Raw genomic sequence first — 24,784 nt, 5'->3', positions numbered from 1 at the left:
TTATTTTATTACTTTTGTCCCATCTTTTTAATTAACTACACTAAAACAAGAATATGGCACACAATATTAAACCAGGAGTTGCAACCGGAGATGAGGTACAGAAAATTTTCAATTATGCTAAAGAAAAAGGATTTGCCCTACCTGCTGTTAATGTTATAGGATCGAACACTATAAACGGAGTTTTGGAAACTGCTGCCAGTTTAAATGCTCCAGTAATTATACAGTTCTCGAACGGAGGAGCACAGTTCAATGCCGGAAAAGGCTTATCCAATGACGGTCAGCAAGCCGCTATTTTGGGTGCCGTTGCAGGAGCAAAGCACGTTCATCAATTGGCCGAAGCCTATGGTGCAACCGTTATATTGCACACAGACCATTGTGCCAAAAAATTATTGCCTTGGATAGATGGTTTGTTGGATGCAAGTGAAAAACATTTTAAGGAAACGGGAAAACCGTTATACAGCTCACACATGATAGACCTATCGGAGGAGCCAATAGAAGAGAATATTGAAATTTGCAAAAAATATCTTGCCAGAATGAGCAAGATGGGAATGACCCTGGAAATAGAATTGGGAATCACAGGAGGTGAAGAGGATGGTGTGGACAACACGGATGTGGACGATTCCAAACTATATACACAACCGGAAGAGGTTGCCTATGCCTACGAAGAGCTTTCCAAAGTGAGCCCTAAATTTACCATTGCCGCCGCATTTGGTAATGTACACGGTGTTTACAAGCCTGGAAACGTAAAATTGACCCCAAAGATCCTTAAAAATTCGCAGGAATTTGTCACGGAGAAATACGGTGTTGAACACAACCATATCGATTTCGTATTCCATGGTGGATCGGGATCTACCGTTGAGGAAATACGTGAGGCTATAGGATATGGTGTTATTAAAATGAATATTGATACCGACTTACAGTATGCATTCCTTGAAGGGATCAGGGACTATATCCAAGGTAAAAAGGACTATTTACAATCCCAGATCGGTAATCCAAACGGTGCCGACGAGCCAAACAAAAAGCATTACGACCCACGTGTTTGGTTAAGAGAAGGAGAAAAAACGTTTGTTACACGTCTTAAAAAGGCTTTTGAGGACCTTAATAATGTGAATACCCTATAATCCCCCAACCCAAAAAGAAAGCTTATGTCGTCTTGGTTTAAAAGAAAGGAAAAAGGAATACAAACTGCAACGGACCAGAAAAAGGATACCCCAAGGGGCCTTTGGTACAAATCACCTACCGGAAAAATTGTAGAATCCGATGAGTTGGCAAAGAATTTTTATGTTAGCCCAGAGGATGATTATCATGTACGAATAGGTAGTAAGGAATATTTCGAAATTCTTTTCGACAACAACAAGTTTACCGAGTTGGATGCAAAACTTACTTCCAAGGATCCCTTGAAATTTGAGGACACCAAAAAGTATGTGGAAAGATTAAAGGCGGCCGAAGCAAAAACAGGCCTTAAGGATGCCGTTAGGACCGGAGTGGGCAAATCCCTTGGAAAGGATGTAGTTATTTGCTGTATGGACTTCAGCTTTATTGGTGGTTCTATGGGAAGTGTGGTAGGAGAAAAAATAGCAAGGGGTATCGATCATTCCATCAAAAAGAAAATCCCCTTTGTCATGATTTCCAAATCTGGAGGTGCACGTATGATGGAAGCAGCATTGTCCCTTATGCAATTGGCCAAGACATCGGCTAAATTGGCACAGCTTGCGGATGCCGGCATCCCTTATATTTCCTTGTGCACGGATCCCACCACTGGAGGAACAACAGCTTCATATGCTATGCTTGGGGATATAAATATTTCCGAACCTGGGGCCTTGATCGGCTTTGCTGGTCCGCGTGTGGTGAAAGAAGCTACCGGTAAAGAATTACCGGAAGGGTTTCAGACTGCCGAATTCCTACAGGAACATGGATTTTTAGATTTTATTGTCCATCGCAGGGACCTTAAGAAGAAAATTAATCTTTATATAGATTTAATAGAAAATAACCCTGTTAGAGTATAAAAATTAAAGGCCCTGATCATGATCAGGGCCTTTTTTATTTAAGCATTCCTACTTATTAAACCTTTTTAGAAAAATTTCCGTGGTTTCCCCATTTGGAAGGGTCAAGGTTCCCTTGGCATCACAAGTGCCGTCTCCAAAATCGAGACTCGCTGTGGTATCATTTTTAGAAATCTCCAAGACCCCGCTAACAATAAACCGGCAGGACAATTCCCTGCGCAGGGAGCTTATAGTTTCCCTGGAATAAACATCACCCGCTTTATTGGTATAGGTACCTTCACCGGAAATAAGAAAAACATTATCGGCCCAAAATCCGGAACCATAACCCTCTACCCATTCCCGTGTCCTATTTCCTGTAAAACTGGCAACACTTCCGTCTGGCCATACCCCGTTATAACTGGCAACGGCATCAGATTGGGGGTTACCGTTGTCGTTGGCACGATTTCGCACCAAAGTGGCTCCCCCTGTTACAGCCACCTCATTAAAGGTGAAATTCTCCAAGGAAAGAACAATGGTCTTGGTTGCCGCATCCATGTCCTTGGCATAACTTAAATGTATAATTCCACTTAATAGATTGCCATTGGGCATCTCGCAACCTCCACCAAAATCAATGGAAGTATCTTTTGTGTCATTGGTAACCACTGTTGTTATTACGACACATTCTGGCAAATAATTGGAAAGAAAGAACGATTTTGAGGTAGCCCTGATCTCTTCAGTGGAATAAACATCTTCTCCTATGTTGGCAATTTCCTCCGAAATTAAATCGGCTTCATCGCTAGCCACAAGTTCAGCAATTTCAAAAGTGGTATCCTCTTCCACACTGTTTGACTCTTCATTGTTACAGGAACCCATTACCAATAAGACCATTAGCAACCATCCTGTTAAGTTCGATTTTTTGAGACTTTTTTTCATCTGTTTTGATTTAAATGTTTACAATAAGAAAAATTTCAATTCTGTCGCTGGCCAGCATTAAGATCCGTTACTGCCCATTTGCAATAACATTTCTTTAACGTTTTATAATAGGACGCCGGATAATTAAAAAAGTTTAATACACCTTTCAAAAAATATTAGGATTGCACAAGGTTTCTAAAAAAAAGTCTATCTTTGCGCCCTGATTGAAAATCAATCATGTACATAAAAATCATTAAAATAATATTGGAATGTATTTAACTAAAGAAGTAAAGGCCGAGATTTTTAAGAAACACGGCGGGGAAGAAAAAAACACAGGTTCTGCTGAAGGGCAGATTGCCTTGTTTACCCACAGAATCAACCACTTAACAGAGCATTTAAAAAAGAACCGTAAGGATTTTAACACGGAGCGTTCTTTGGTAAAGTTGGTAGGTAAGAGAAGATCTCTTCTAGATTACTTGATTAAAAAAGATATCATTAGATATCGTGCTATAATTAAAGAATTAGGAATTAGAAAATAATTTACCAAAAGGGGAAAGTGTTACTTTCCCCTTTTTTACAATATCAATATTATTGTTTTTCAATACTATTGTAAAGTCCCGGAGGTTTACCTTAAGGCACAAACAAAAAGCTTGCACATAGTTTTTCATTGGTCAACAACACACAACTACAACACAACAACGCGTCTATAACAGACGAAAGACCATTGTTTAACAAACCTGTAATGAGACAGGTTTTAATTCGTATTTATGATACCAAAAGTATTTAGAGAGGTCATTGACCTTGGCGACGGTAGGGAAATTTCTATCGAAACCGGAAAATTGGCAAAACAGGCCCATGGTTCTGTTGTTGTTCAGTCTGGAAAATGTATGTTGTTATGTACAGTAGTTTCCAATTACAAACAAAGTGATGTGGATTTCCTTCCACTAACGGTAGATTACCGTGAAAAATTTGCAGCTTCAGGTCGTTACCCAGGAGGTTTCTTCAAGAGAGAAGCAAGACCAAGTGACGGTGAAGTATTGACAATGAGATTGGTGGATCGTGTTTTACGTCCGCTTTTCCCTAAGGATTACCATGCTGAAACCCAGGTGATGATCCAACTAATGTCCCATGATGAGGATGTTATGCCAGATGCTATGGCGGGATTGGCCGCTTCTGCAGCTATCCAACTTTCAGATTTCCCATTTGAATGTGCTATTTCAGAGGTGCGTGTTGGTCGTATTGATGGTGAATTCATAATCAATCCAACCAGGGCCCAATTATTGGTATCGGATATCGATATGGTAATCGGTGCTTCAGCAGATTCTGTTATGATGGTTGAAGGTGAAATGAAGGAGATTTCCGAGGAGGAAATGGTGGAAGCCATTAAATTTGCCCATGATGCCATTAAGGTACAATGTGCTGCCCAACTTAGGTTGGCAGAAGCATTTGGCAGAAAAGAAGTTCGTGAATACGAGGCAGAAAGGGAAGATGAGGATTTGGCCAAGAAAATCCACGACATGGCTTATGACAAGGTTTATGCCATTGCAAAAGCTGGTTCAGCAAAGCACGAAAGAAGTGCAGCATTCGACGCCATAAAAGAAGAAATAAAAGCTACTTTTTCTGAAGAGGAATTGGCAGATTTCGGGGATTTGGTTTCCAGATATTACTATAAAGCTGAAAAAGCTGCGGTTAGGGATCTTACCTTAAATGACGGACTACGTTTGGACGGTAGAAAAACAGATGAAATTAGACCAATCTGGTGTGAAGTTGATTATTTACCATCAACCCACGGTTCCGCAATTTTTACTCGTGGAGAGACCCAAGCTTTGGCAACGGTTACTTTGGGTACTTCAAGGGAAGCCAACCAAATAGACATGCCATCGTTTGAAGGAGAGGAAACTTTCTATCTACATTATAACTTCCCTCCATTCTCAACTGGAGAAGCAAGACCTATTAGAGGTACTTCCCGTAGAGAGGTTGGACATGGTAACTTGGCCCAACGTGCCTTAAAAGGTATGGTCCCTGAGGATTGTCCTTATACAGTACGTGTGGTATCCGAGGTATTGGAATCCAACGGTTCGTCTTCCATGGCAACGGTCTGTGCCGGAACTATGGCATTGATGGACGCTGGGGTACAATTAAAGAAACCGGTATCCGGTATTGCCATGGGATTGATTTCCGATAGCGACTCAGGAAAATACGCTGTATTGTCCGATATACTTGGTGATGAAGATCATCTTGGGGATATGGACTTTAAAGTAACAGGTACTGCAGACGGAATCACCGCTTGCCAAATGGACATTAAAGTAAAGGGATTATCCTATGAAATTTTGGTCAATGCACTAAAGCAGGCCGGAGCGGGACGTTTGCACATCCTAAGCAAATTGGTAGATACCATTGCAGCACCTAATGCCGATGTTAAACCACATGCACCTAAGATGGTTACCAGGGTTATACCTGGTGAATTTATTGGGGCATTGATAGGACCTGGAGGAAAAGTAATCCAAGAATTACAAAAAGCTTCCAAAACAACTATCGTTATCAATGAAGATCCGGTTACCGAAGAAGGTATAGTTGAAATATTGGGTACCTCACAAGAAGGTATTGATATGGTTCTTGCCAAAATCGATTCATTATTGTTTAAACCAGAGGTTGGTAGCGCTTACGAAGTGAAGGTCATCAAAATGTTGGATTTTGGTGCCGTTGTGGAATATACCGATGCTCCTGGTAACGAAGTATTGCTTCACGTATCCGAATTGGCCTGGGAAAGAACAGAAAATGTTTCCGATGTGGTAAATATGGGAGATGTTTTTGATGTTAAATACTTTGGTGTAGACCCAAGGACAAGAAAAGAAAAAGTTTCACGTAAGGCTTTATTGCCAAAACCTGAAGGCTTTAAGGAAAGACCACCACGGGAAGATCGCGGTAGAAATGACAGAGGCAACGATAGAAATAGAGATAGGGATCGTAAGCCAAGAAGGGACTAGTTTTTAAATAACGGTCACAATACCAAAGCCACGTTTTCACCTTTTTTAAGGGAGAGCGTGGCTTTTTTTATGCATTTTGTCTAAAAAACCAAAATAAAACGGACCAATTGTAACATTTCCAACTTTTGTACGTATAACCTAATGCAGCTTATGCTTAATGCACATAATTTAGATAGAAAAAATTTCGATGAGACAGCTTAAAATTACAAAACAGGTTACCAATAGAGAAACTGCTTCTTTGGATAAATACTTACAGGAAATTGGTAAGGTTGATTTGATTACGGCAGATGAAGAAGTAGAATTGGCACAACGGATCAAGGCAGGTGATCAACGTGCACTTGAGAAATTGACCAAGGCCAATTTACGATTTGTGGTTTCCGTTGCAAAGCAATACCAAAACCAAGGTTTGACCCTTCCGGATTTGATCAACGAAGGTAACCTTGGCTTGATAAAAGCTGCACAACGTTTTGATGAAACACGTGGTTTTAAATTCATATCCTATGCGGTATGGTGGATTCGCCAGTCCATATTACAGGCTTTGGCGGAACAATCCCGTATTGTAAGACTACCTTTGAACAAGATCGGGTCTATCAATAAGATCAACAAGACCTTTGCTTTCTTGGAGCAAGCCCATGAAAGACAACCTTCTGCGGAAGAGATTGCCAAGGAATTGGACATGACCGTGGAGGATGTAAAACAATCACTTAAAAATTCCGGGCGCCACGTATCCATGGATGCTCCTTTAATAGACGGTGAAGATTCCAACCTTTACGATGTATTGCGTAGTGGTGAATCACCAAATCCGGACAGGGAATTGTTGCACGAATCGCTTAGAACCGAAATAGAAAGAGCTTTGGAAACCTTGACTCCAAGGGAAGCGGATGTAATTCGTTTGTACTTTGGCTTGGCAGGACAACATTCCATGACCTTAGAGGAAATTGGAGAGACTTTTGACCTTACAAGGGAAAGGGTCCGTCAAATAAAGGAAAAAGCTATTAGAAGGCTAAAACACACTTCAAGAAGCAAAATCCTAAAAACATATCTTGGTTAATCCAAACAATTAAAATTTTTGCCCAATCGCTTGTCCCCATAGGAAAGCTATTGCAAAAATTGTAAATTGTACACAGTAACAACAGTTATCATGACTGTTCGTTTTTTGATTGATGAATAAACTCCGGCTGATTACCGGAGTTTTTTTTGTTCCTTCAATTTATATTCGTGGCCAAGACCGTACCATTTCTAGAAAAATTGATTCTATACCAAATAAATTAAATATTCCCATTACCCCAAACACCCCTATCTTTGCATCATTGTACACAATTATTCCATGGCGAAAGACCTCCTCTTAATAACACCTCCCTTTACCCAGTTGAACACCCCTTATCCGGCAACGGCCTATTTAAAAGGCTTTTTAAACACCAAGGGCATCAGTGCTTTTCAAATGGATTTAGGTATTGAGGTTATATTAAAAATTTTCTCCAAGGACGGACTCCGGGATATTTTTGACCGTGCCCAGGCCAACAATTCCATTAGCTCGGACAACTGCCATAGAATTTACGCCTTGAAGGAAGATTATTTAAAGACCATAGATTCCGTTGTTTCTTTTTTACAGGGACATAATGCCACCTTTGCCAGGCAAATATGTACTCCCAACTTTTTGCCTCAGGCAGTAAGATTTGACCAATTGGATGATTTGGAATGGGCCTTTGGCAGTATGGGACATCAGGATAAGGCAAAACACTTGGCCACCCTATATCTGGAAGACCTGTCCGATTTTATTGTGGAATGTATTGATGAAAATTTTGGTTTTAGTCGTTACGCAGAGCGATTGGGAAGGAGCGCCAATTCCTTTGATGAACTCTACCAGCATTTACAAAATAACATCACCTATATAGACCAATTGACCTTGGACATTTTGGCCGAGAGACTCATTACGGTTAAGCCCAAGTTGGTCTGTTTTTCCGTTCCCTTCCCTGGCAACCTTTACAGTGCGTTTAGATGTGCCCAATTTATAAAGCGAAACTATCCCAAAATTAAAGTAAGTATGGGCGGGGGATTCCCCAATACGGAACTCAGGTCCCTTACAGATACTAGGGTTTTTAAGTTCTTTGATTATATCACGCTAGATGACGGGGAACTGCCTTTGGAACTGTTAACGGCCCATTGCTTGGAATCCAGATCCACCGAAAGTACCACCCTTCTAAAAAGAACCTTTCTAATAAAGGAGGACGCAGTATTTTACAACAATCTCTCCACAAAATCAGATTACAAACAAAGTGAGATAGGTACCCCGGATTATTCGGACTTGTTACTGGACAAGTACATCTCCGTCATAGAAATTGCAAATCCGATGCACAGTTTGTGGAGCGATGGCCGTTGGAACAAACTTACCATGGCACACGGTTGCTATTGGGGCAAATGTACCTTTTGCGATATCTCCTTGGACTATATAAAAATCTACGAACCCATTGCGGCCAAACTATTGGTAGACCGTATGGAGGAGCTCATTGCACAAACCGGTGAAACAGGATTTCATTTTGTGGATGAAGCCGCACCCCCAGCCTTAATGAGGGCCTTGGCACTGGAAATCATAAAACGAAATCTAACCGTTAGCTGGTGGACCAATATTAGGTTCGAAAAGAGCTTTGGCCAGGATCTCTGCAAATTACTAAAGGCGTCGGGCTGTATTGCCGTTTCCGGAGGCTTGGAGGTGGCTTCGGACCGATTGTTGGCGTTGATCCAAAAAGGGGTTACCGTGGAGCAGGTAGCCAGGGTAAACCGCAATTTTACGGAAGCGGGTATTATGGTCCATTGTTATCTTATGTACGGCTACCCTACCCAGACGGTCCAAGAAACGGTAGATAGTTTGGAAATGGTGCGACAAATGTTTCAATTGGGGATATTACAATCTGGATTCTGGCATCAATTTGCCCTTACCGCCCATAGCCCAGTAGGTCTCAATCCCGAAAAATATCACATTATACCGGACTATCAGCATATAACTTTTGCAAATAATGACATCCAGTTCACGGATACCACGGGAATTGATCACGAGCAGTTTAGTTATGGATTAAAAAAATCCCTCTTTAACTTTATGCATGGCATTTGTTTAGACCATCCCTTGCAAGAATGGTTCGATTTTAAAATCCCGAAAACCGCCATAGCACCAAACTATATAGAAAATGCGCTTGCCGAAGAGCCTGTTCTAAACACCAAACCCAATGCCAAAATAGTGTGGTTGGGAAACACACCCCTCATGGAGACCATAACAAAATCCAAAAAAGGACATAGCTGGAAACTGCGTAAAATGACTTTTCATGACAAGTCCAGCTCCATGAGCATAACTGTAGATTACGAACATGGGGAATGGCTAAGGGACACTTTAGCCAATATGTTGATCGCAAATGGAAAAATATCTACCTATGGCCAGCTTAAAACCGACTTTGAATTGCAGTTTGAAAATTTTGAGCTGTTCTGGTATTCCAAAGCTTTACAGACTTTAAGAAATTACGGTTTACTGACCTTGTAAACCCAAAAATTCCCGTTCACAATTACGTTAACGATATCACAATTAACAGACTGCCCTTAAATCTAATCAGTAACTTTAGTTGTTATTTCAATTTAATCGACTGATAATGAATTTATTATAAATTCAAGATAATTACTTATCAAACCTTTTTTACAGTCCATCACCTCCCCTCATGTTAAGTTTCAAGTACTGCATTTATTGGAATTATTTACAACTAAGAGGAGTCCAGCAACCCCTTAAAAAAACGGGGCGTAACCGAAAAGCCACACGAGTAGGAAATAAATTCTATACTATGAAAAAAGTTATGGTTCAATTCGATTTCCGTGGCATGACCACAAAACAGTTTGACCAATGTTGGGATGAAATAAGAAAAGCTGGTCAGACCAGCCCCAAAGGATTGCTGCACCACCATGCTGCCAAAACACCTAATGGAATGTTGATTTTTGATATCTGGGAATCGGCAGAACGTTTTGAAGCCTTTGGAAAAACACTTATGCCCATTTTGGAGAAATTAAAAATCCCAAAAACAAAGCCTAGCATTTTTCCATTGCATTATGAATACAATGGCAATTTGGTAGTTCATTAAGAAAAGATTTCATGAACCACTTCATTAAAAAACATTAAAAGTGAATCGGTTTACAGCAAAAGAAGCATTGAAAAATCAATGCTTCTTCTTTTTAAAACTCCACAAAAAATAATAGTTCTTCCTTAAGCAGTAGCGGCTTCTCCCTTAATGACAGATTCCAATTTTCTTTTATTTTTGGACAACCAGGTGTCAAAAGACATTAATTGTGGATTTAATTCTTTTGTCAATTTCACGTCCCGTGATTTGCAAAAATTATCTTCGAACTCCTTATTAAACTGGAACATATTCCCAAGGTCATCGGCTCCGGGAAAACCAAGTTTCCTGTAGTCATCGGCAGCAATATCGTTGAATCCGATTTCCACCCCTATCACTTTAGTAATAGCTTCGGCCATTTGTTTTCCAGTAAGCTGCTCACTAGCAATCCCCACTGTCTTATTTTGATATTTTTTTCCTGCTTTAAAGATCCCCAAGACAGATTTACCTATATCCTCTGCGGCAATTCCCGGAAGCTTGGCATTGCCAATTGGCATTGTAATCCTCAATTTTCCGTCCATTCCCCTTGTGGGGCCAAGCCCAAAATAAATAAAATTGTCCCAATAGAACGATGTTAACAGCAAAGTATAAGGAACTCCACTTTTTTCAAAGTAGGCATTGGAAGCGCCCTTGGCATCAAAATGCGGAACTTTGTACTTCTCCATCAGGGTCGGCATCCGCTTATCATCTAAAGGAATCCATTTACGGGTATCCTCAAGCGTTGACCATATTACGTGTTCCAACCCCGCTTCCTTGGCCGCCAAAGCCATATTTATTGCATGCTCCATCTCTTTTTCCGGTGAAAAATGTTCCCAAAAAAATGTTACGCAATAAGCTCCGTAAGCACCTTTAAATGCCTTGACAATACTATCCTTATCGTCTACATTGGCCTGCACCACCTCGGCACCCAATTGCTTTAACTCCTTGGCTTTTGGGGAATTTGCGTCTCGGGTAATGGCCCTAACCGCAAATTCCTTTTTTCCTTCATTTAGGATTGAGCGGACCAATCCTCCTCCTTGGGCCCCAGTGGACCCTACAACAGCTATAATTTTTCTATTTTCCATAATAAATAACATTTTAGATTAATCGATCCTATTGAAGTATATCTAGAAGCGAATTACAATTTTCGCGTCCTGGATTATCCGAAAAATAATTCCAATGGACTTTTGAATTTGTCATCAATCACAGTATTACAATTCTTTCCGTATCAATACTGTGATAATTCTAATCGCCAACAATAAAAGGTATTAAACCTCAGGGCAAGCCTGTCTGCCGACAAAGGCAGGCCCTGAACCCACTAAAAGGAATCGACCCAAGGGTCGAGGTATTGAACCTAGATCCCGCCGAAAAAGGCGGGATTAGTTCAACTTACAATTTTCAGTGCGTCTTATTGACTTCTCAAAATTGAGTTTCACTAATAAAAATATACTAACAAGGGGGAAATTTCTGTCATTCCAAAACAACCAATTTGACAAATGGCATTTTCGGAAGACCATTTTAAAATACGATCCAATGCTCAAGTTGGGCAATGGATAAAACTAAAGCAGCCCTAATTTAATGAATATTGGAATTATATTTAAAATCGGGGCGTTAAGATTAAGCCAATTTTAAACTTTTTTATATGACAAATTCTTAAAAATCTACTTTCCTATATAACTGATTTATTGAATCTTACAACAGATAACCCGTTATGAACACTACACCTCTGGTTACGCCCGAATTTACCGTACCTTTGTAAAAATTTCCGGCAAAAAAATGGTATCCCTATGAATTTTAAAGAATTAAAGCTAAATAAACATCTTTTAAGAGCAGTCGCAGAAAAAAATTATGACGACCCAACTGCCATTCAGGAAATTGCCATCCCCTTGGTTTTACAGAAAAACGACATTATAGCCTCTGCCGAAACAGGAACAGGAAAAACGGCCGCTTTTGCACTTCCCATACTGCAGCTCTTATTTGACAAGCAGGAAACTTCGGAAAAAGGCAGAAAAATTAAAGCATTGATTATAAGTCCAACCCGTGAATTAGCATCGCAGATTCATGAGAGTTTTTCGGACTATGGCAAATACACCCATTTAACCTCAGCAGTTATTTATGGTGGCACAAAGATAGAACCGCAAATAGCCACTCTAAGAAAGGGAGTGGATATCCTGGTGGCCACCCCTGGCAGGTTATTGGACCTTCACAAACAGGATATGGTGAATTTGGACTATGTGGAAACATTGGTGCTGGACGAGGCCGATCTGATGTTGGATATGGGATTCATAGATGACGTTAAAAAAATAGAGCGTCTATGCCCCAGTGAAAAACAGACACTCCTTTTTTCTGCCACTATGCCTTTTAAAGTAGTGCAATTGGCAGATACCATTTTAAAAGACCCCAAGAAAGTAGCCGTTACCCCAACCTCCTCGGCTGCGGCCACAGTTCATCAGTTGTTGTATTACACGCCAAAGCCCAATAAAATAGAACTCTGCCTTTACCTGCTAAGAAATACCATAAAGGGCAATATCCTAATTTTTAGGCGTACCAAATACGGAGTGGACAAACTGGAAAAAACCCTCCGCAACAACAATTTCAAGGTTGATAGCCTGCACGGAGACAAGTCGCAGGACGAGCGCCAAGCAGCATTGGGGAAATTTAAGCAGGGAGTAACGAACATTCTGGTGGCCACTGATGTTGCTGCCCGTGGGTTGGATATAGACGAGCTGGACGCCGTTATCAACTTTGACCTGCCCAATGTACCGGAAACCTATGTGCACCGTATAGGAAGGACCGGAAGAGCCGGAAATACAGGGACATCCTATGCCTTTTGTTCCGCGGATGAAAAAGGGTATTTGTCCACTATTCAAAAACTGATGCAAAAACACATCGAGGTTGTTGAGGACCATCCGTATCCCTTAGATCCCAAGGCCAAACCGCAAGTACATAAAAAACAAGGTAGCAAACATAAAAAAGGCCGGAAGTCCGTTGCCTCCAAAAAGAAAAAAAAGCGTTGGTATTGATCGGGATGGTTAAGAGTTGAACAAAGTTCATAAGCTTGCGGAGCATGCCCTGTAAAAATATCAATTCACTACCTTTGTACAAACACTTATTGTAAATAATAATGGACAAAAAGATTATTGCCCCTTCCCTCTTGGCCGCCGATTTTGCCAATCTACAGCTCGATATTGAAATGGTAAACCACAGTGAGGCCGATTGGCACCACATTGATATTATGGATGGTGTTTTTGTACCAAACATCTCTTTTGGAATGCCAGTCCTAAAAGCAATTGCGGCCCATGCCACAAAAACATTGGACGTTCATCTAATGATCGTGGATCCGGACCGCTATATTAAAACCTTTGCCGAATTGGGTGCCAATAACCTAACCGTCCATTACGAAGCCTGTCCACATTTACACAGAACGCTACAAGCCATAAAAGCCGAAGGAATGGCAGCTGGTGTGGCATTAAACCCGCATACGAACATTAATTTGTTGGAGGATACCATAAATGATATTGATCTAATTTGTGTTATGAGTGTGAATCCAGGATTTGGGGGACAGTCGTTTATTGAAAACACCTATGAAAAAATAAAGGCGCTAAAAGAACTCATTAATAGGAAAAGTGCCCATACACTTATTGAGGTCGATGGCGGAGTTACCTCTGAAAATGCCAAGCAATTAATTGATGCAGGGGCGGATATTTTAGTGGCAGGTAGTTTTATATTTAAGAGTGATAATCCGACCAAGACCATAAAGGAACTCAAAAAAATAATAGGATAATGAAGATTTGGGATATAGTAATTGTTGGAGGAGGGCCTATAGGTATTGCCTGTGGCTTGGAAGCCCAAAAAAAGGGATTGTCCTATATAATTCTTGAAAAGGGATGTATTGTTAATTCGCTCTATAATTATCCCTTGAACATGCAGTTCTTTTCATCTTCCGAAAAATTGGAAATCGATGAAATTCCTTTTATTAGCATAGAGGCGAAACCTAAAAGAAATGAGGCACTGGAATATTATAGACGTATAGTGACCTCCAATCATTTGAATATTTCCCTTTTTGAAAAAGTAAACTCCATTTCAAAAATTGATGGGCACTTCAACATTGTCTCCGATAAGAATACCTATACCTCCACCAATGTAATCATTGCCACAGGATTCTACGATATTCCGAACAGAATGAACGTACCCGGAGAAGATTTAAAAAAAGTCTCCCATTACTACAAGGACCCCCACTTTTACTCCAGTCAGAAAGTAGCGGTCATTGGGGCCAGTAATTCGGCCATAGACGCTGCTTTGGAATGTTATAGAAAAGGGGCCGATGTATCCTTGATCATTAGGGGGCCGGAAGTTGGCCAACGTGTAAAATATTGGGTAAGGCCCGATATTATAAATAGAATTGAGGAAGGCAGCATAAAAGTCTTTTACAATAGTACAGTTAAGGAAATTAAGGAAGATGAAATTATCCTTAATTCTCCCTCTGGAACCACAAGCTTAAAGAATGATTATGTACTTGCCCTGACCGGGTACATGCCCAATTTTGAATTCTTGGAAAAAATAGGCATCCAATTGTCCGATGACGAGAAAAGACTTCCCCAGTACGATCCTGAAACCATGGAAACCAATATTGATAATTTATATTTGGCCGGAGTAATTTGCGGCGGAATGGAAACCCATAAATGGTTTATAGAAAACTCTAGGATACATGCCCATATGATCATGGACGATATTGTAAAGAAAAACAAATCCGTCAATTCCTATCAGGACAAGTAAGTTTAACAAGCTTGGCATGTCCACATAAAAAAAGGAAGGCCCAAATGTATCAAATTGGCCCTCCCCTTCTTGTGGTCATAAATGTGTTAATTGGACTGCCCCATTCTCTTTAGTCTGGCTAAAGCCTCAATATAATAGTAATCTGCATAGATCAGGGCCACATCAATTTCATGTCCCAAGGATTTAGCTCCAGTTGAATGCAATAAAAAGGAATCGGCCTTCCCTACTCCTGAATATTCATCGGAACTTAAAGATTCCAGCATCCGCAGGGCTGCATCGTAATATTGTTGCTGTTTGTTTCTATCCTCCACCAAAGTACTTAACTCCAAAAGACCGGAAGCCACAACAGCTGCTGCAGAGGCATCCCTCTCCTCTTTTTCTTTATTGGGCACATCAAAATCCCAATGGGGAATATAATCCTCAGGAAGTAGCTCCAGATATTTATCCGTGAGTTTTACGGCAAAATCCAAGAATTTTTTATCTCCCGTCTCCCTGTACACCATGGTGTAACCATATATCCCCCATGCCTGTCCGCGGGACCATCTACTATCATCGGCGTAGCCTTGTTTGGTATGCCTGTTAAGTACATCTCCCGAGATACTGTCATATTCAATAACATGCCATGAAGTGTAATCTGGCCTAAAATGATTGGCCATAGTGGTTTCTGCATGTTTTACGGCAATATCATAATAATTTTGATCGCCCCCAATTTTGGATGCCCAGAACAAAAGCTCCAAATTCAACATATTGTCGATTATGGTAATATGCTGTTGCCAACGCGGGTGCATTTTATTGGACCAGGACCTAATAGTTCCCACCTTTGGATTATACCTGCTGGCCAAGGATTTGGCAGAAGTTAGAAGAACGTCCTTATACTCCATTTTGTCTCCAAACAAATAGCCATTACCATAGGCCGGAAACATCATAAACCCAATATCATGATGTTCGTTAATCGTTTTAAAACTCTCAAAGACCTCCGTTCTTTTTATGGCTTCCCTTTTCCATTTATCGTCCTTGGTAAGGTCGTACATATACCATAGGATTCCTGGATAAAATCCGGAGGTCCAGACCAATCGACCGTTGGGAATTTCCTTCCATTCGGTTGCATTGGTTTCGATCAATCTTGGGTGTTTGGTGAGATCCGTAAGCTTGGGGACCGATTTGTTTAATTGTGCTTCACAGTTATTAATTTCACTTTCAAGGTCAAAGGAAACTATATTGGCCACGGCCATATTATCGACTACAGAATTTTTGTTCTTTGTTAAACTTTTGCAGCTTGCCAAACAGATAAGAAAAGAGACGAGAATTAGTTTCATTGGATTATTATTTTATTTTTTTGAGGAATCACGTTCAATTAAAGAAGACTTTAAAATTGTTGTTTTGGCCATGGTGGTATTGACATTGGGTGCCTTGCTTATTTCATCCAACAATAACTTTGTGGCTATTTGCCCAATTTGAAAACCCGGCTGATCAACAGTGGTCAAGGAGGGATCTATTATCCCGGAAACGGGCTCGTTACTGAACCCTACAATAGCTATCTCATCCGGTACTTTTACGCCTTCATTCTTAAAATATTTCATGGCACCTATGGCAGCAATATCATTGGCAGAAAACAACCCATCTACCTTGTAGGGCAAGGAAAGTAAGGTTTTTGCTCCTTCTGCCCCATCATTTTCCATGAGACTGGAACGTATTAGCAGTTCCGGTCTAAATGGAATTTTATATTTTTCCAAGGCCTTTCTATACCCAGCAGTCCTATTCCTGTAAATGGCCAATTCTTGGGGCCCCGAAAAATGCCCTATATTTTTGCATCCGTTTAAAATTAAATGCTCCGTGGCATCGAACCCACCTTGAAAGTCATCGATCAGTACACTGCTGATACCCTCAATCTCACAATGCCTGTCAAAAAATAGAAATGGGGTACCATTGTTCTTCATGTTCAACAAATGGTCGAATTTATCCGTTTCCATGGATACGGATAACAATACCCCGTCTACCCTATTGGCCAAAAGGGTCTCTACAAGTTTGCGTTCCCGTTTCAACTGTTCCAAGGATTGACAAATAATTACATTATAGCCAGCATCATAGGCGGTTTCCTCTATACCCGAAATTACGGATGAAAAGAAGTGACGGGATATTCTTGGCACAATTACCCCAATGGTATTGGTTACGCTTTTACGAAGATTTGAAGCCAGTAAATTGCGTTGATAGCCCAATTCATTTGCCTTGGCCGTTATCCTATCCTTGGTCTTCTGGCTCACCCTTGGGCTATTGTTCAACGCCCTTGAAACGGTAGAGGCATCTACCTTCAAAGCCTTGGCAATATCGTGTATAGTTGTTTTATTTTCCACAAATAATGGGTATCTTGACTTTATCAAAGATAGATATTTACAAATACAATCGATTGTATTTTGATAAATTTTTAATATATTTACGAACAACTATAGAAACACTTCTATAACAACCACTATTTAAGACACTAATAATTAGATATTTATAATCATGAAAAACAATTACGAGGTTAGATATGCCTGCTCTCCCAAGGAGACCAAAGCATTGACCACAGAAGGACTGAGAAAGGAATTCCTAATCCAAAACTTAATGGAAGCGGATACCATCAATTTGGTATACACCCATTTTGACAGATATATCGTTGGAGGGGCCGTGCCCCTTAAAACCCCTTTAAAACTAGCCACTATAGACCCATTAAAATCGGATTATTTTTTGGAGCGAAGGGAGATCGGCATCATCAATGTCGGGGGAGCTGGTTCTGTAACCGTTAATGGTCAGAAATATGATTTGGACTATAAAGAGGCCCTGTATATTGGCAAGGAAAACAAGGAGGTAAGCTTCAGCAGTGACAGTGCCGATAAGCCTGCCAAATTTTATTTGAATTCCACCCCTGCCCACAAGGTATTCCCTACCAAAAAAATAAGTAGGGCCAATGCAGAGATCGTGGAAATGGGATCTATGGAAACGGCCAATGCCAGAACCATCAGAAAATTGATCGTAAACAGTCTGGTAGAGACCTGTCAGGTTCAGATGGGAATGACAGAATTAAAACCGGGCAGTGTTTGGAATACTATGCCAGCACATGTACACGACAGAAGAATGGAAGTCTATTTCTATTTTGAGGTTCCCGAAGAGCAGGCCGTTTGCCATTTTATGGGTCAACCTCAAGAAACTAGGCATATCTGGATGGCCAACAATGAAGCGGTAATCTCCCCACCGTGGTCCATACACTCCGGATCCGGAACCAGCAATTATACCTTTATCTGGGGAATGGCAGGCGAAAACCTGGATTATGGCGATATGGACCACTGCAAAATAAAAGACTTAAAATAACTCTTAGAAAACACAAATATGTCATTGAATCTATTTGATTTAACAGGAAAAACAGCCCTGATTACGGGGGCTACACACGGTCTTGGAAAAGCCATGGCCATTGGCCTGGGCAATGCCGGTGCCACCTTGGTAATTAATGGGGCTTCCTCCCAAGAAAAATTGGACAATGCCGTTGCCGAATACAAAGCTTTGGGGCTAAACGCCCATGGCTACCTCTTTGATGTAACCAATGAAGCCAAGGTCATGGAAAATATTTCCAAAATTGAAAAAGAGGTAGGGCATATAGATATATTGGTAAACAATGCCGGGATTATCAAAAGAATTCCCTTGGAGGAAATGGAGGTCGCCGATTTTGAAGCAGTAGTAAAAGTTGATTTGGTGAGTCCGTTTATAGTATCCAAACATGTGGTTAAGGGCATGATTTCCAGAAAGGAAGGCAAGATCATCAACATTTGTTCCATGATGAGCGAATTGGGCAGAAACACCGTAGGCGCATATGCAGCTGCTAAAGGAGGATTAAAAATGCTTACCCGGAACATGGCTACCGAATGGGCCAAACACAATATCCAGGTCAATGGTATTGGACCAGGTTATTTCGCCACTGCACAGACCGCCCCTATAAGGGTAGACGGGCATCCCTTCAATGATTTTATAGTGGGCAGAACCCCTGCAGGTAAATGGGGAGACCCGGATGACCTACAAGGAGCGGCCATATTCCTAAGTTCCAAGGCCAGCAATTTCGTAAACGGACAAATAGTTTATGTGGATGGAGGCATATTGGCCACCATTGGAAAACCAGCCAATGAAAATTAAAAAAGCGGTTATGAAATCACTTTATAAATTAGTTCTATTTTCCGCATTGGCAATGCTGTCCGTTTCCTGTTCCGAAAAGGAAACACCCACCATTATTACGGTAAAAAATGTTCTGGACCAAGAGAGGACAACGGAGACCGTAGAGCTCACCAAGGATATGTTGAAGGTGGAAGATCTATCCTCTGTTGGCATTAAGAACAAGGAAACCAATACCCTTGAAATTGTCCAAACGGTAGATAATGATGGCGATGGCGCTATGGATATGATCCTTTTTCAACCCAAAATACCGGCGAAAGGGGAAAGTAAGTTTGAAGTAGTTACAGTAACAACGGGAGAAAACCCCACAGCCGAGGTGTTGTGCTATTCCAGGTTTGTTCCAGAACGTACCGATGATTACACTTGGGAAAATAATAAAGTTGCCTTTAGGGTCTATGGACCCACTGCACAGAAAATGATAGAGGACAAGGTTCCCGGCGGCACCTTATCCAGCGGTGTCGATGCCTGGTTAAAACGGGTAGAATACCCCATAATTGACAAATGGTACAAAGAGGAATTAAGTGGCCAAAGTAGTTACCACAAGGATACCGGCGAAGGCTTGGACGATTTTCACGTAGGTGCCAGTCGTGGTGTAGGAGGTATTGCTGCCAAAGTTGACTCTACCTACTACTATTCCAAAAACTATACTAAATGGCGCACCATTACCACCGGCCCATTAAGGACCAGCTTTTATTTGGAATATGCAGCCTGGGACGCTAACGGACAAACCATCAAAGAATCCAGAGTTATAAGCTTGGACCTAGGGCAAAATTTATCCAAATTCAATATAACCTTAGAGGGTGTAGATGATATTTACGCCGGACTCACCCTGCACGAAAAAGACGGCGAAGTTAGCGGGAATACCGAAAAGGGATGGGTAAGCTACTGGCAGCCCCATGGGGATTCGAAATTGGGCACGGCCATCCTTGCCCCTACGGATACTTTTATCGATTTTGAAAAGTACGATGTTGAAACAAAGGACCTAAGCAATGCCTACGCCCATTTGAAAGTTAAAAACAAGCAAGTAAGCTACTACGCAGGCTTTGGATGGAAAAAAAGTGGGCAATTTAATTCCAAAGAGGAATGGGAGCACTATTTAAACGCCTTTTCCGAACAGATCCATAACCCCTTGGAAGTTAGCATAACTCCATAGGGACTGGCATTTGACATATATTCTATTGGGCAATACCCCCATGTGCATAGCAATGCCTTGGGGTATTGCCTTTTTTTAGTCCAAATTTTAACTTCAATTTGTGTTTTCCATCAGAAATATCCCTGGTTTATATGCGTAAATTTATAAAACAAAAGCTGCGGTATGGACCTTCAAAAACTGGAACGGGAACTCGAAACAATTTACGAATCACTTTTAAAACAGGAGTCCACCGCGGATAGCATAGCCGCTTCGGTTCATCCACAATATAGGTCAAGTGCCAAGAACCTATATCGCTATTTACTGCTCCGCAGTGTGGACATCCGCAAATTACAGAGCGACCTATCCGAATTGGGGATATCCTCATTGGGCACAGGGGCCGGATACGTTTATGAAAATATCTCCAACGCCCTTAAATTGGTCAAATTACTGAACGGAAAAACTTGGGAAAGGGATACCGACCTCGAAGCCCTTGGGTATACAGGAAGCAAGCATTTATTGATGGATCATGCCAATGACCTCTTTGCCTCCGATCGTGGGGAAAGGGACACCGAAATAATGGTCACTATGCCCGATGAAGCTGCTACCGACAAAAAACTACTTAAAAAATTGCATTCTGCAGGTATGGGCACTGCCCGTTTAAATCTCAGTCATGGGAGTGAAGCGCTTTGGAAAAAAATCCTAGGTAAAATAAAAGCCGTTTCCAAAGATAGTGCGGCCCCTATCCATATTTATATGGACCTACCAGGGCCAAAAATTAGAATCAGCAATATCTACCTTAAAAAGGTTTCGCAAAAAACCTTGGACACCGTATCGTCTGTAAAAATTGGCAAAGGGGACAAATTATTGCTGATAAAACACAACTCCCCCTATCTTTCAGGGAAACATAAAAAGATATCGCTTCCTGAGGAAACCATCCTGGTGGAAGTTTCCCTTTCGCAGATTATTGATGATCTTAAAAAGGGACAAGCCGTGTTTTTTGATGATGGTGCCATAGAGGCCAAAGTAGTTAGCCTCGATGAGGAAACCGCATCACTGCTGGTAAGAAAATCCCATAAGAAAAAATTGAGGCCAGGAAAAGGCATCAATTTACCGACTACCCATCTCAACCTGCCCTCCCTAACTCCGGAAGATGTACAACTCTTGCCCTTCATAAGTGCCCATGCGGACCTTATGGGCTATTCCTTTGTACGAAATGCCAAAGATGTGGCCATCCTCTATGAGGAATTGGACAAATTGGGGGATATGGATACCGGGGTTGTTTTTAAGATAGAGAACAGGGCTGCGTTCGAGAATTTACCCTCCATACTCTTCAGCGCAATGAAAAGACCAAAAATAGGCGTTATGATCGCTAGGGGCGATTTGGCAGTGGAGATTGGTTTTGAACGTATTTCCGAAGTACAGAACCAAATACTATGGTTATGCGAGGCGGCTCAGATACCCGTCATCTGGGCCACTCAGGTGTTGGATACCATGGCCAAAAAGGGCATGGCTACCAGAGCGGAAATTTCGGATGCCACCATCAGTGCCCAGGCGGAATGTGTAATGCTCAACAAGGGGCCTTTTATAGTGGAGGCCACCAAAACCCTAAAAAATGTACTGGAAAGAATGGAAGCCCATTCCCAAAAATCCAAAAACACACTAAGGGCGCTAAAAGTAGCCAAAACGGGACTTAAGAATATCCATAAAGATTTTCCGATGAAGTAGTGGTTCTTATGAATTTCCAACTGCTAAACGGAAACATTTGAAGGAAAAAATTTGTTATATTAGACTGATATAATTACGTATAAATTAACAAGTTACTATATCCGTATGTTGTACTCTATACTGAAAAAATGAATCGAATATTAATATCAATTGGACTTGTATTTACAATTTCGAGTTGTACAGATAAAGTTAACGATGTACCAAACGTAAAAACATTACTCATCCAACAACTTAAAAGTACACATACAAATGAAGAATGGTTTGTGTCAACAAAAAAGGCAATTGAAGGACTTAACCTTGAGCAATCCAATTGGAGAGACAGCACGGAAAACCATTCAATAGGAGAATTAACTTCCCATTTGATTTTTTGGAACGAGATGAACCTTAAAGCATTTAAAGGAGAAAAAGTCTCCGAATTTAATGACAACAACAAAGAAACATTCAAAATAAACAATGGGCAGGACTGGCAATATGCCATAAAAAAATTGGATAGTATTCAAACCGAATGGGAACGATTGACCGAAAACGCAACGGAGGAACAAATTATGGAATGGAGTGCGGAAATAGCAAATATGGCATCCCACACCGCCTATCATACAGGTCAAATTGTTTACATTAGGAAAAGAAATGGTTGGTGGAACTGACTCAATCGGAATATGGATTTGGACTCCCCCGTTGGCGATAGCCTTATCAGCTATATATCCAAATTGCAAATATCCACTGCCAATACATGTCAGCCTAGGGGAAATTTCATTTGTAATACCAATAAATTTCCCACTACAACACGGAAGCATTTGAAAGAAAAGATTTGCTATATTAGACTGATATAATGGGGATATAAGTACTTGTTGCCATATCCGAATGTTGTAAGTAATATTAAAAATAACAGTTTGACCAATCAAGAAGCAGAATATTTGATGAAATTGGAAAAAGTCTTGTCCGACCCAAATCAAATAATTGACCTAGGAAATAAGAAAAATAGATTGGACTTGATTTCATATCAGGATTCTGAGAGAAATTTTTGGGTAGAATTGACTTCTAATCAAAAAATAATCCTAAAAACATCTATTCATCACCTTGAGAGCAACACTTTTGTTGGGCTTTTACGAATAGATTACAAAGGCACTCATCAAAATCCAGAAGGGATTAAGGACACGCTACCTGAATATCTAAAACCTTATGCTGGAAAGTGGTTCTCTCTCGATGAACACCACATGCACGTGTTTGTTGAAGGTTATAAACCTCTGGCATGGGCTATACCATTGGCTGATATTGATTTTCCAGTTAAAGAAATAAATGATTCATCAGACTTGTCTGATTTAATAACTAATTTCGCAAGACTAATAAATCTCAAAACTCTGATTAACGTTCAACAGGCAATATTGTGAATTGGGTAAATACATACGTAGATGAATATTACAATTGGTTAAGAGAAAAAACTTTTATCCAACAAGGCGCTACTACGGATTGGTTTCTTATTAGCACCCCTTTTATGGGTGCTTTTAACGACTCAATAGAAATATATGCAAAAAGAAATGGGGACCAATTAACTCTAAGTGATAATGGAGAAACAATGGCTAACCTTGAATTACAAGGACTTCATATTCAAGGGTCAAAAAGGAGAAGGGATTTGTTGGACTCAATACTCCTTAATTATGGTCTACAATCAATAAACAATGAACTTCTGATAGAAACAAATCTTGAAAAATTTTCACAGTCGAAGCATAATTTTTTGTCAGCAATTATTGAGGTAAATGACCTTTATGTTTTGTCCAATAATAATGTTGCATCTATTTTTAAAGAAGATGTAAGAAATTATCTTGATTCACAGGATATTATTTACACCCCCGATTTCATTTCAAAAGGAGCAACCGGATTAGAATTTAATTTTGATTTTCAGATAGCTCAGAAGAATAAAGAAATTGTAATTAAATCATTTAATACAGTTAACAAACAGAATTTATCTACTTTTCTATTCTCCTGGGAAGACATTAAACCTGTTCGCGAAAAGTCTACTAAAAAAGATGTTCGAGCTATAGCAGTTATAAATGATTCTGAAAAGAATGTGAAAAATGAATTTTTGGACGCCCTAAAATCAAAAAATGCGAATTATATTTTATGGTCAGAGAGGGACACTAGAAGTAATAAGGAACTGCTTGTCGCATAAAACACTACTTACAACAACCAGTCCCCCGCTGGCGCGAGCGTCACGCTCGTGTTAAAGCAGTTTAATATCCAAATTGTAAATAGCACCTGGCGCCATCCAGCCTAGCCGGCAGCTAAGTTCGGTATGTATTCGCTAAATTTAGGTGGTTAACCAAGCAACCAATCATACAAAAACCTCTCATCAGCAACCGTTTAACGACAATAATAGAATCAGATAACAGTAACCATTAACAAAACTCAATTATGAAACATAGCTCAACATTATTCCTTCAGGGAGTCATTGCGCTCTTTGGGATTGCGGCATTGGCCATTATGATTCGGATTCCCCTGACCGAGGGTAGGGCCGCAAACTTAGATCTGTTCAGCATATACTCTGATCCGTTTATCCTATTTGGCTTTGCCGCGTCTATCCCTTTTTTTATTGCGCTGTATAAGGCGTTCAAATTATTCGGATATATCCGACAAAATAAAGCATTCACAATAAACTCGGTGAGGACTTTAAGGAGTATTAAATATTGCGCAATCATACTAGGCCTCGCAATTGTAATGGCAGGTGTATATATAAAGATATTTCATAATAAAGATGACGACCCTGCGGGTTTTCTTGCCATATGTATTGCAACAACTTTTGTTTCTCTGGCAGTTGCTACAGCCGCAGCAGTGTTTGAAAAAATCTTTCAAAATGGAGTGGACATAAAATTAGAAAATGAACAGCTATATGAACAGTCAAAATAATAGTTTTGATTTTATACCATGATATTGACTAATACCACCACTGGCGTG

At 40.5% G+C, this 24,784-nt stretch carries 22 protein-coding genes; 18 read left to right on the top strand and 4 right to left on the bottom strand.

The features are described from left to right. Positions 1 to 53 precede the first annotated feature (53 nt). Positions 54 to 1,121 (top strand): class II fructose-bisphosphate aldolase, encoded by a 1,068-nt coding sequence (gene fbaA, locus U735_RS0104465; protein WP_031442676.1) that lies wholly within the window; start codon positions 54 to 56, stop codon positions 1,119 to 1,121. Between the two features lie 24 nt (positions 1,122 to 1,145). Then, the gene (gene accD, locus U735_RS0104460; protein WP_031442675.1) at positions 1,146 to 2,006 is read left to right on the top strand and encodes an acetyl-CoA carboxylase, carboxyltransferase subunit beta; all 861 of its coding nucleotides are present in this window, start codon (positions 1,146 to 1,148) and stop codon (positions 2,004 to 2,006) included. A gap of 48 nt (positions 2,007 to 2,054) precedes the next feature. Here accD and U735_RS0104455 read toward each other — a convergent pair whose 3' ends face one another. Continuing rightward, on the bottom strand, positions 2,055 to 2,915 hold the full coding sequence (locus tag U735_RS0104455; protein WP_031442674.1) for a hypothetical protein: 861 nt from the start codon (positions 2,913 to 2,915) through the stop codon (positions 2,055 to 2,057). A gap of 248 nt (positions 2,916 to 3,163) precedes the next feature. Between U735_RS0104455 and rpsO the strand changes: the two genes are divergently transcribed. The 5 genes from rpsO (at position 3,164) to U735_RS0104430 (ending at position 9,996) form a co-directional block, all read left to right on the top strand. Further along, on the top strand, positions 3,164 to 3,433 hold the full coding sequence (gene rpsO / locus U735_RS0104450; RefSeq protein WP_031442673.1) for a 30S ribosomal protein S15: 270 nt from the start codon (positions 3,164 to 3,166) through the stop codon (positions 3,431 to 3,433). A 228-nt stretch (positions 3,434 to 3,661) separates the two neighbouring features. Continuing rightward, positions 3,662 to 5,881, top strand: coding sequence for a polyribonucleotide nucleotidyltransferase (locus U735_RS0104445; protein ID WP_031442672.1), 2,220 nt, complete (start codon positions 3,662 to 3,664; stop codon positions 5,879 to 5,881). Between the two features lie 187 nt (positions 5,882 to 6,068). Beyond that, positions 6,069 to 6,932: a sigma-70 family RNA polymerase sigma factor gene (locus U735_RS0104440; protein ID WP_031442671.1), complete on the top strand. Its 864-nt coding sequence runs from the start codon at positions 6,069 to 6,071 to the stop codon at positions 6,930 to 6,932. A 276-nt stretch (positions 6,933 to 7,208) separates the two neighbouring features. Continuing rightward, on the top strand, positions 7,209 to 9,410 hold the full coding sequence (locus U735_RS0104435) for a B12-binding domain-containing radical SAM protein (RefSeq protein ID WP_031442670.1): 2,202 nt from the start codon (positions 7,209 to 7,211) through the stop codon (positions 9,408 to 9,410). A gap of 292 nt (positions 9,411 to 9,702) precedes the next feature. Then, positions 9,703 to 9,996, top strand: a complete 294-nt coding sequence (locus U735_RS0104430) for a hypothetical protein (protein WP_093978580.1) — start codon at positions 9,703 to 9,705, stop codon at positions 9,994 to 9,996. A gap of 122 nt (positions 9,997 to 10,118) precedes the next feature. Here U735_RS0104430 and U735_RS0104425 read toward each other — a convergent pair whose 3' ends face one another. Continuing rightward, the gene (locus tag U735_RS0104425; RefSeq protein WP_031442668.1) at positions 10,119 to 11,093 is read right to left on the bottom strand and encodes an NmrA/HSCARG family protein; all 975 of its coding nucleotides are present in this window, start codon (positions 11,091 to 11,093) and stop codon (positions 10,119 to 10,121) included. Positions 11,094 to 11,795: 702 nt separating this feature from the next. On the opposite strand from U735_RS0104425, the gene U735_RS0104420 reads away from it, so the two are divergent. The 3 genes from U735_RS0104420 to U735_RS0104410 all read left to right on the top strand — a co-directional run bounded on the left by U735_RS0104420 (position 11,796) and on the right by U735_RS0104410 (position 14,784). Further along, a complete protein-coding gene (locus tag U735_RS0104420; RefSeq protein WP_031442667.1) occupies positions 11,796 to 13,031 on the top strand; it encodes a DEAD/DEAH box helicase in 1,236 nt (411 codons plus the stop codon). 101 nt (positions 13,032 to 13,132) lie between these two features. Further along, positions 13,133 to 13,792, top strand: a complete 660-nt coding sequence (gene rpe / locus U735_RS0104415) for a ribulose-phosphate 3-epimerase (protein WP_031442666.1) — start codon at positions 13,133 to 13,135, stop codon at positions 13,790 to 13,792. Then, the gene (locus U735_RS0104410; protein WP_031442665.1) at positions 13,792 to 14,784 is read left to right on the top strand and encodes a YpdA family putative bacillithiol disulfide reductase; all 993 of its coding nucleotides are present in this window, start codon (positions 13,792 to 13,794) and stop codon (positions 14,782 to 14,784) included. Before rpe ends, U735_RS0104410 begins: the two co-directional genes overlap by 1 nt. Before the next feature lie 86 nt (positions 14,785 to 14,870). Here the strand turns inward: U735_RS0104410 and U735_RS0104405 are convergent, their stop codons facing one another. Both U735_RS0104405 and U735_RS0104400 read right to left on the bottom strand, forming a co-directional pair. After that, positions 14,871 to 16,100 carry a glycoside hydrolase family protein gene (locus tag U735_RS0104405; RefSeq protein ID WP_034248012.1) on the bottom strand — a complete coding sequence of 410 codons (1,230 nt, stop codon included), beginning with the start codon at positions 16,098 to 16,100 and terminating at the stop codon, positions 14,871 to 14,873. 12 nt (positions 16,101 to 16,112) lie between these two features. Next, a complete protein-coding gene (locus tag U735_RS0104400; protein ID WP_232233172.1) occupies positions 16,113 to 17,162 on the bottom strand; it encodes a LacI family DNA-binding transcriptional regulator in 1,050 nt (349 codons plus the stop codon). Between the two features lie 124 nt (positions 17,163 to 17,286). Here U735_RS0104400 and kduI point away from each other — a divergent pair, with 124 nt between their 5' ends. The 8 genes from kduI to U735_RS0104360 all read left to right on the top strand — a co-directional run bounded on the left by kduI (position 17,287) and on the right by U735_RS0104360 (position 24,736). Next, on the top strand, positions 17,287 to 18,129 hold the full coding sequence (gene kduI / locus U735_RS0104395) for a 5-dehydro-4-deoxy-D-glucuronate isomerase (protein WP_031442662.1): 843 nt from the start codon (positions 17,287 to 17,289) through the stop codon (positions 18,127 to 18,129). An 18-nt stretch (positions 18,130 to 18,147) separates the two neighbouring features. Beyond that, a complete protein-coding gene (locus U735_RS0104390) occupies positions 18,148 to 18,942 on the top strand; it encodes a gluconate 5-dehydrogenase (protein ID WP_031442661.1) in 795 nt (264 codons plus the stop codon). 10 nt (positions 18,943 to 18,952) lie between these two features. After that, the gene (locus U735_RS0104385) at positions 18,953 to 20,131 is read left to right on the top strand and encodes a DUF4861 family protein (protein ID WP_031442660.1); all 1,179 of its coding nucleotides are present in this window, start codon (positions 18,953 to 18,955) and stop codon (positions 20,129 to 20,131) included. Positions 20,132 to 20,293: 162 nt separating this feature from the next. Next, on the top strand, positions 20,294 to 21,835 hold the full coding sequence (locus tag U735_RS0104380; protein WP_051891867.1) for a pyruvate kinase: 1,542 nt from the start codon (positions 20,294 to 20,296) through the stop codon (positions 21,833 to 21,835). Between the two features lie 263 nt (positions 21,836 to 22,098). Beyond that, complete coding sequence (locus tag U735_RS0104375) at positions 22,099 to 22,479, top strand: DinB family protein (RefSeq protein WP_180994031.1); 381 nt, start codon at positions 22,099 to 22,101, stop codon at positions 22,477 to 22,479. A gap of 246 nt (positions 22,480 to 22,725) precedes the next feature. Next, positions 22,726 to 23,223, top strand: coding sequence for a DUF6978 family protein (locus U735_RS0104370; protein WP_142189771.1), 498 nt, complete (start codon positions 22,726 to 22,728; stop codon positions 23,221 to 23,223). Then, complete coding sequence (locus U735_RS0104365; protein WP_031442656.1) at positions 23,220 to 24,002, top strand: DUF1829 domain-containing protein; 783 nt, start codon at positions 23,220 to 23,222, stop codon at positions 24,000 to 24,002. Before U735_RS0104370 ends, U735_RS0104365 begins: the two co-directional genes overlap by 4 nt. 242 nt (positions 24,003 to 24,244) lie before the next feature. Further along, complete coding sequence (locus U735_RS0104360; RefSeq protein WP_031442655.1) at positions 24,245 to 24,736, top strand: DUF2975 domain-containing protein; 492 nt, start codon at positions 24,245 to 24,247, stop codon at positions 24,734 to 24,736. The last annotated feature ends 48 nt before the right edge of the window (positions 24,737 to 24,784 follow it).

Source organism: Arenibacter algicola, from assembly GCF_000733925.1.
GTDB lineage: Bacteria > Bacteroidota > Bacteroidia > Flavobacteriales > Flavobacteriaceae > Arenibacter > Arenibacter algicola.
Note: the sequence above shows the minus strand (reverse complement) of the source record. Positions and strands in the feature narration are given on the sequence as shown.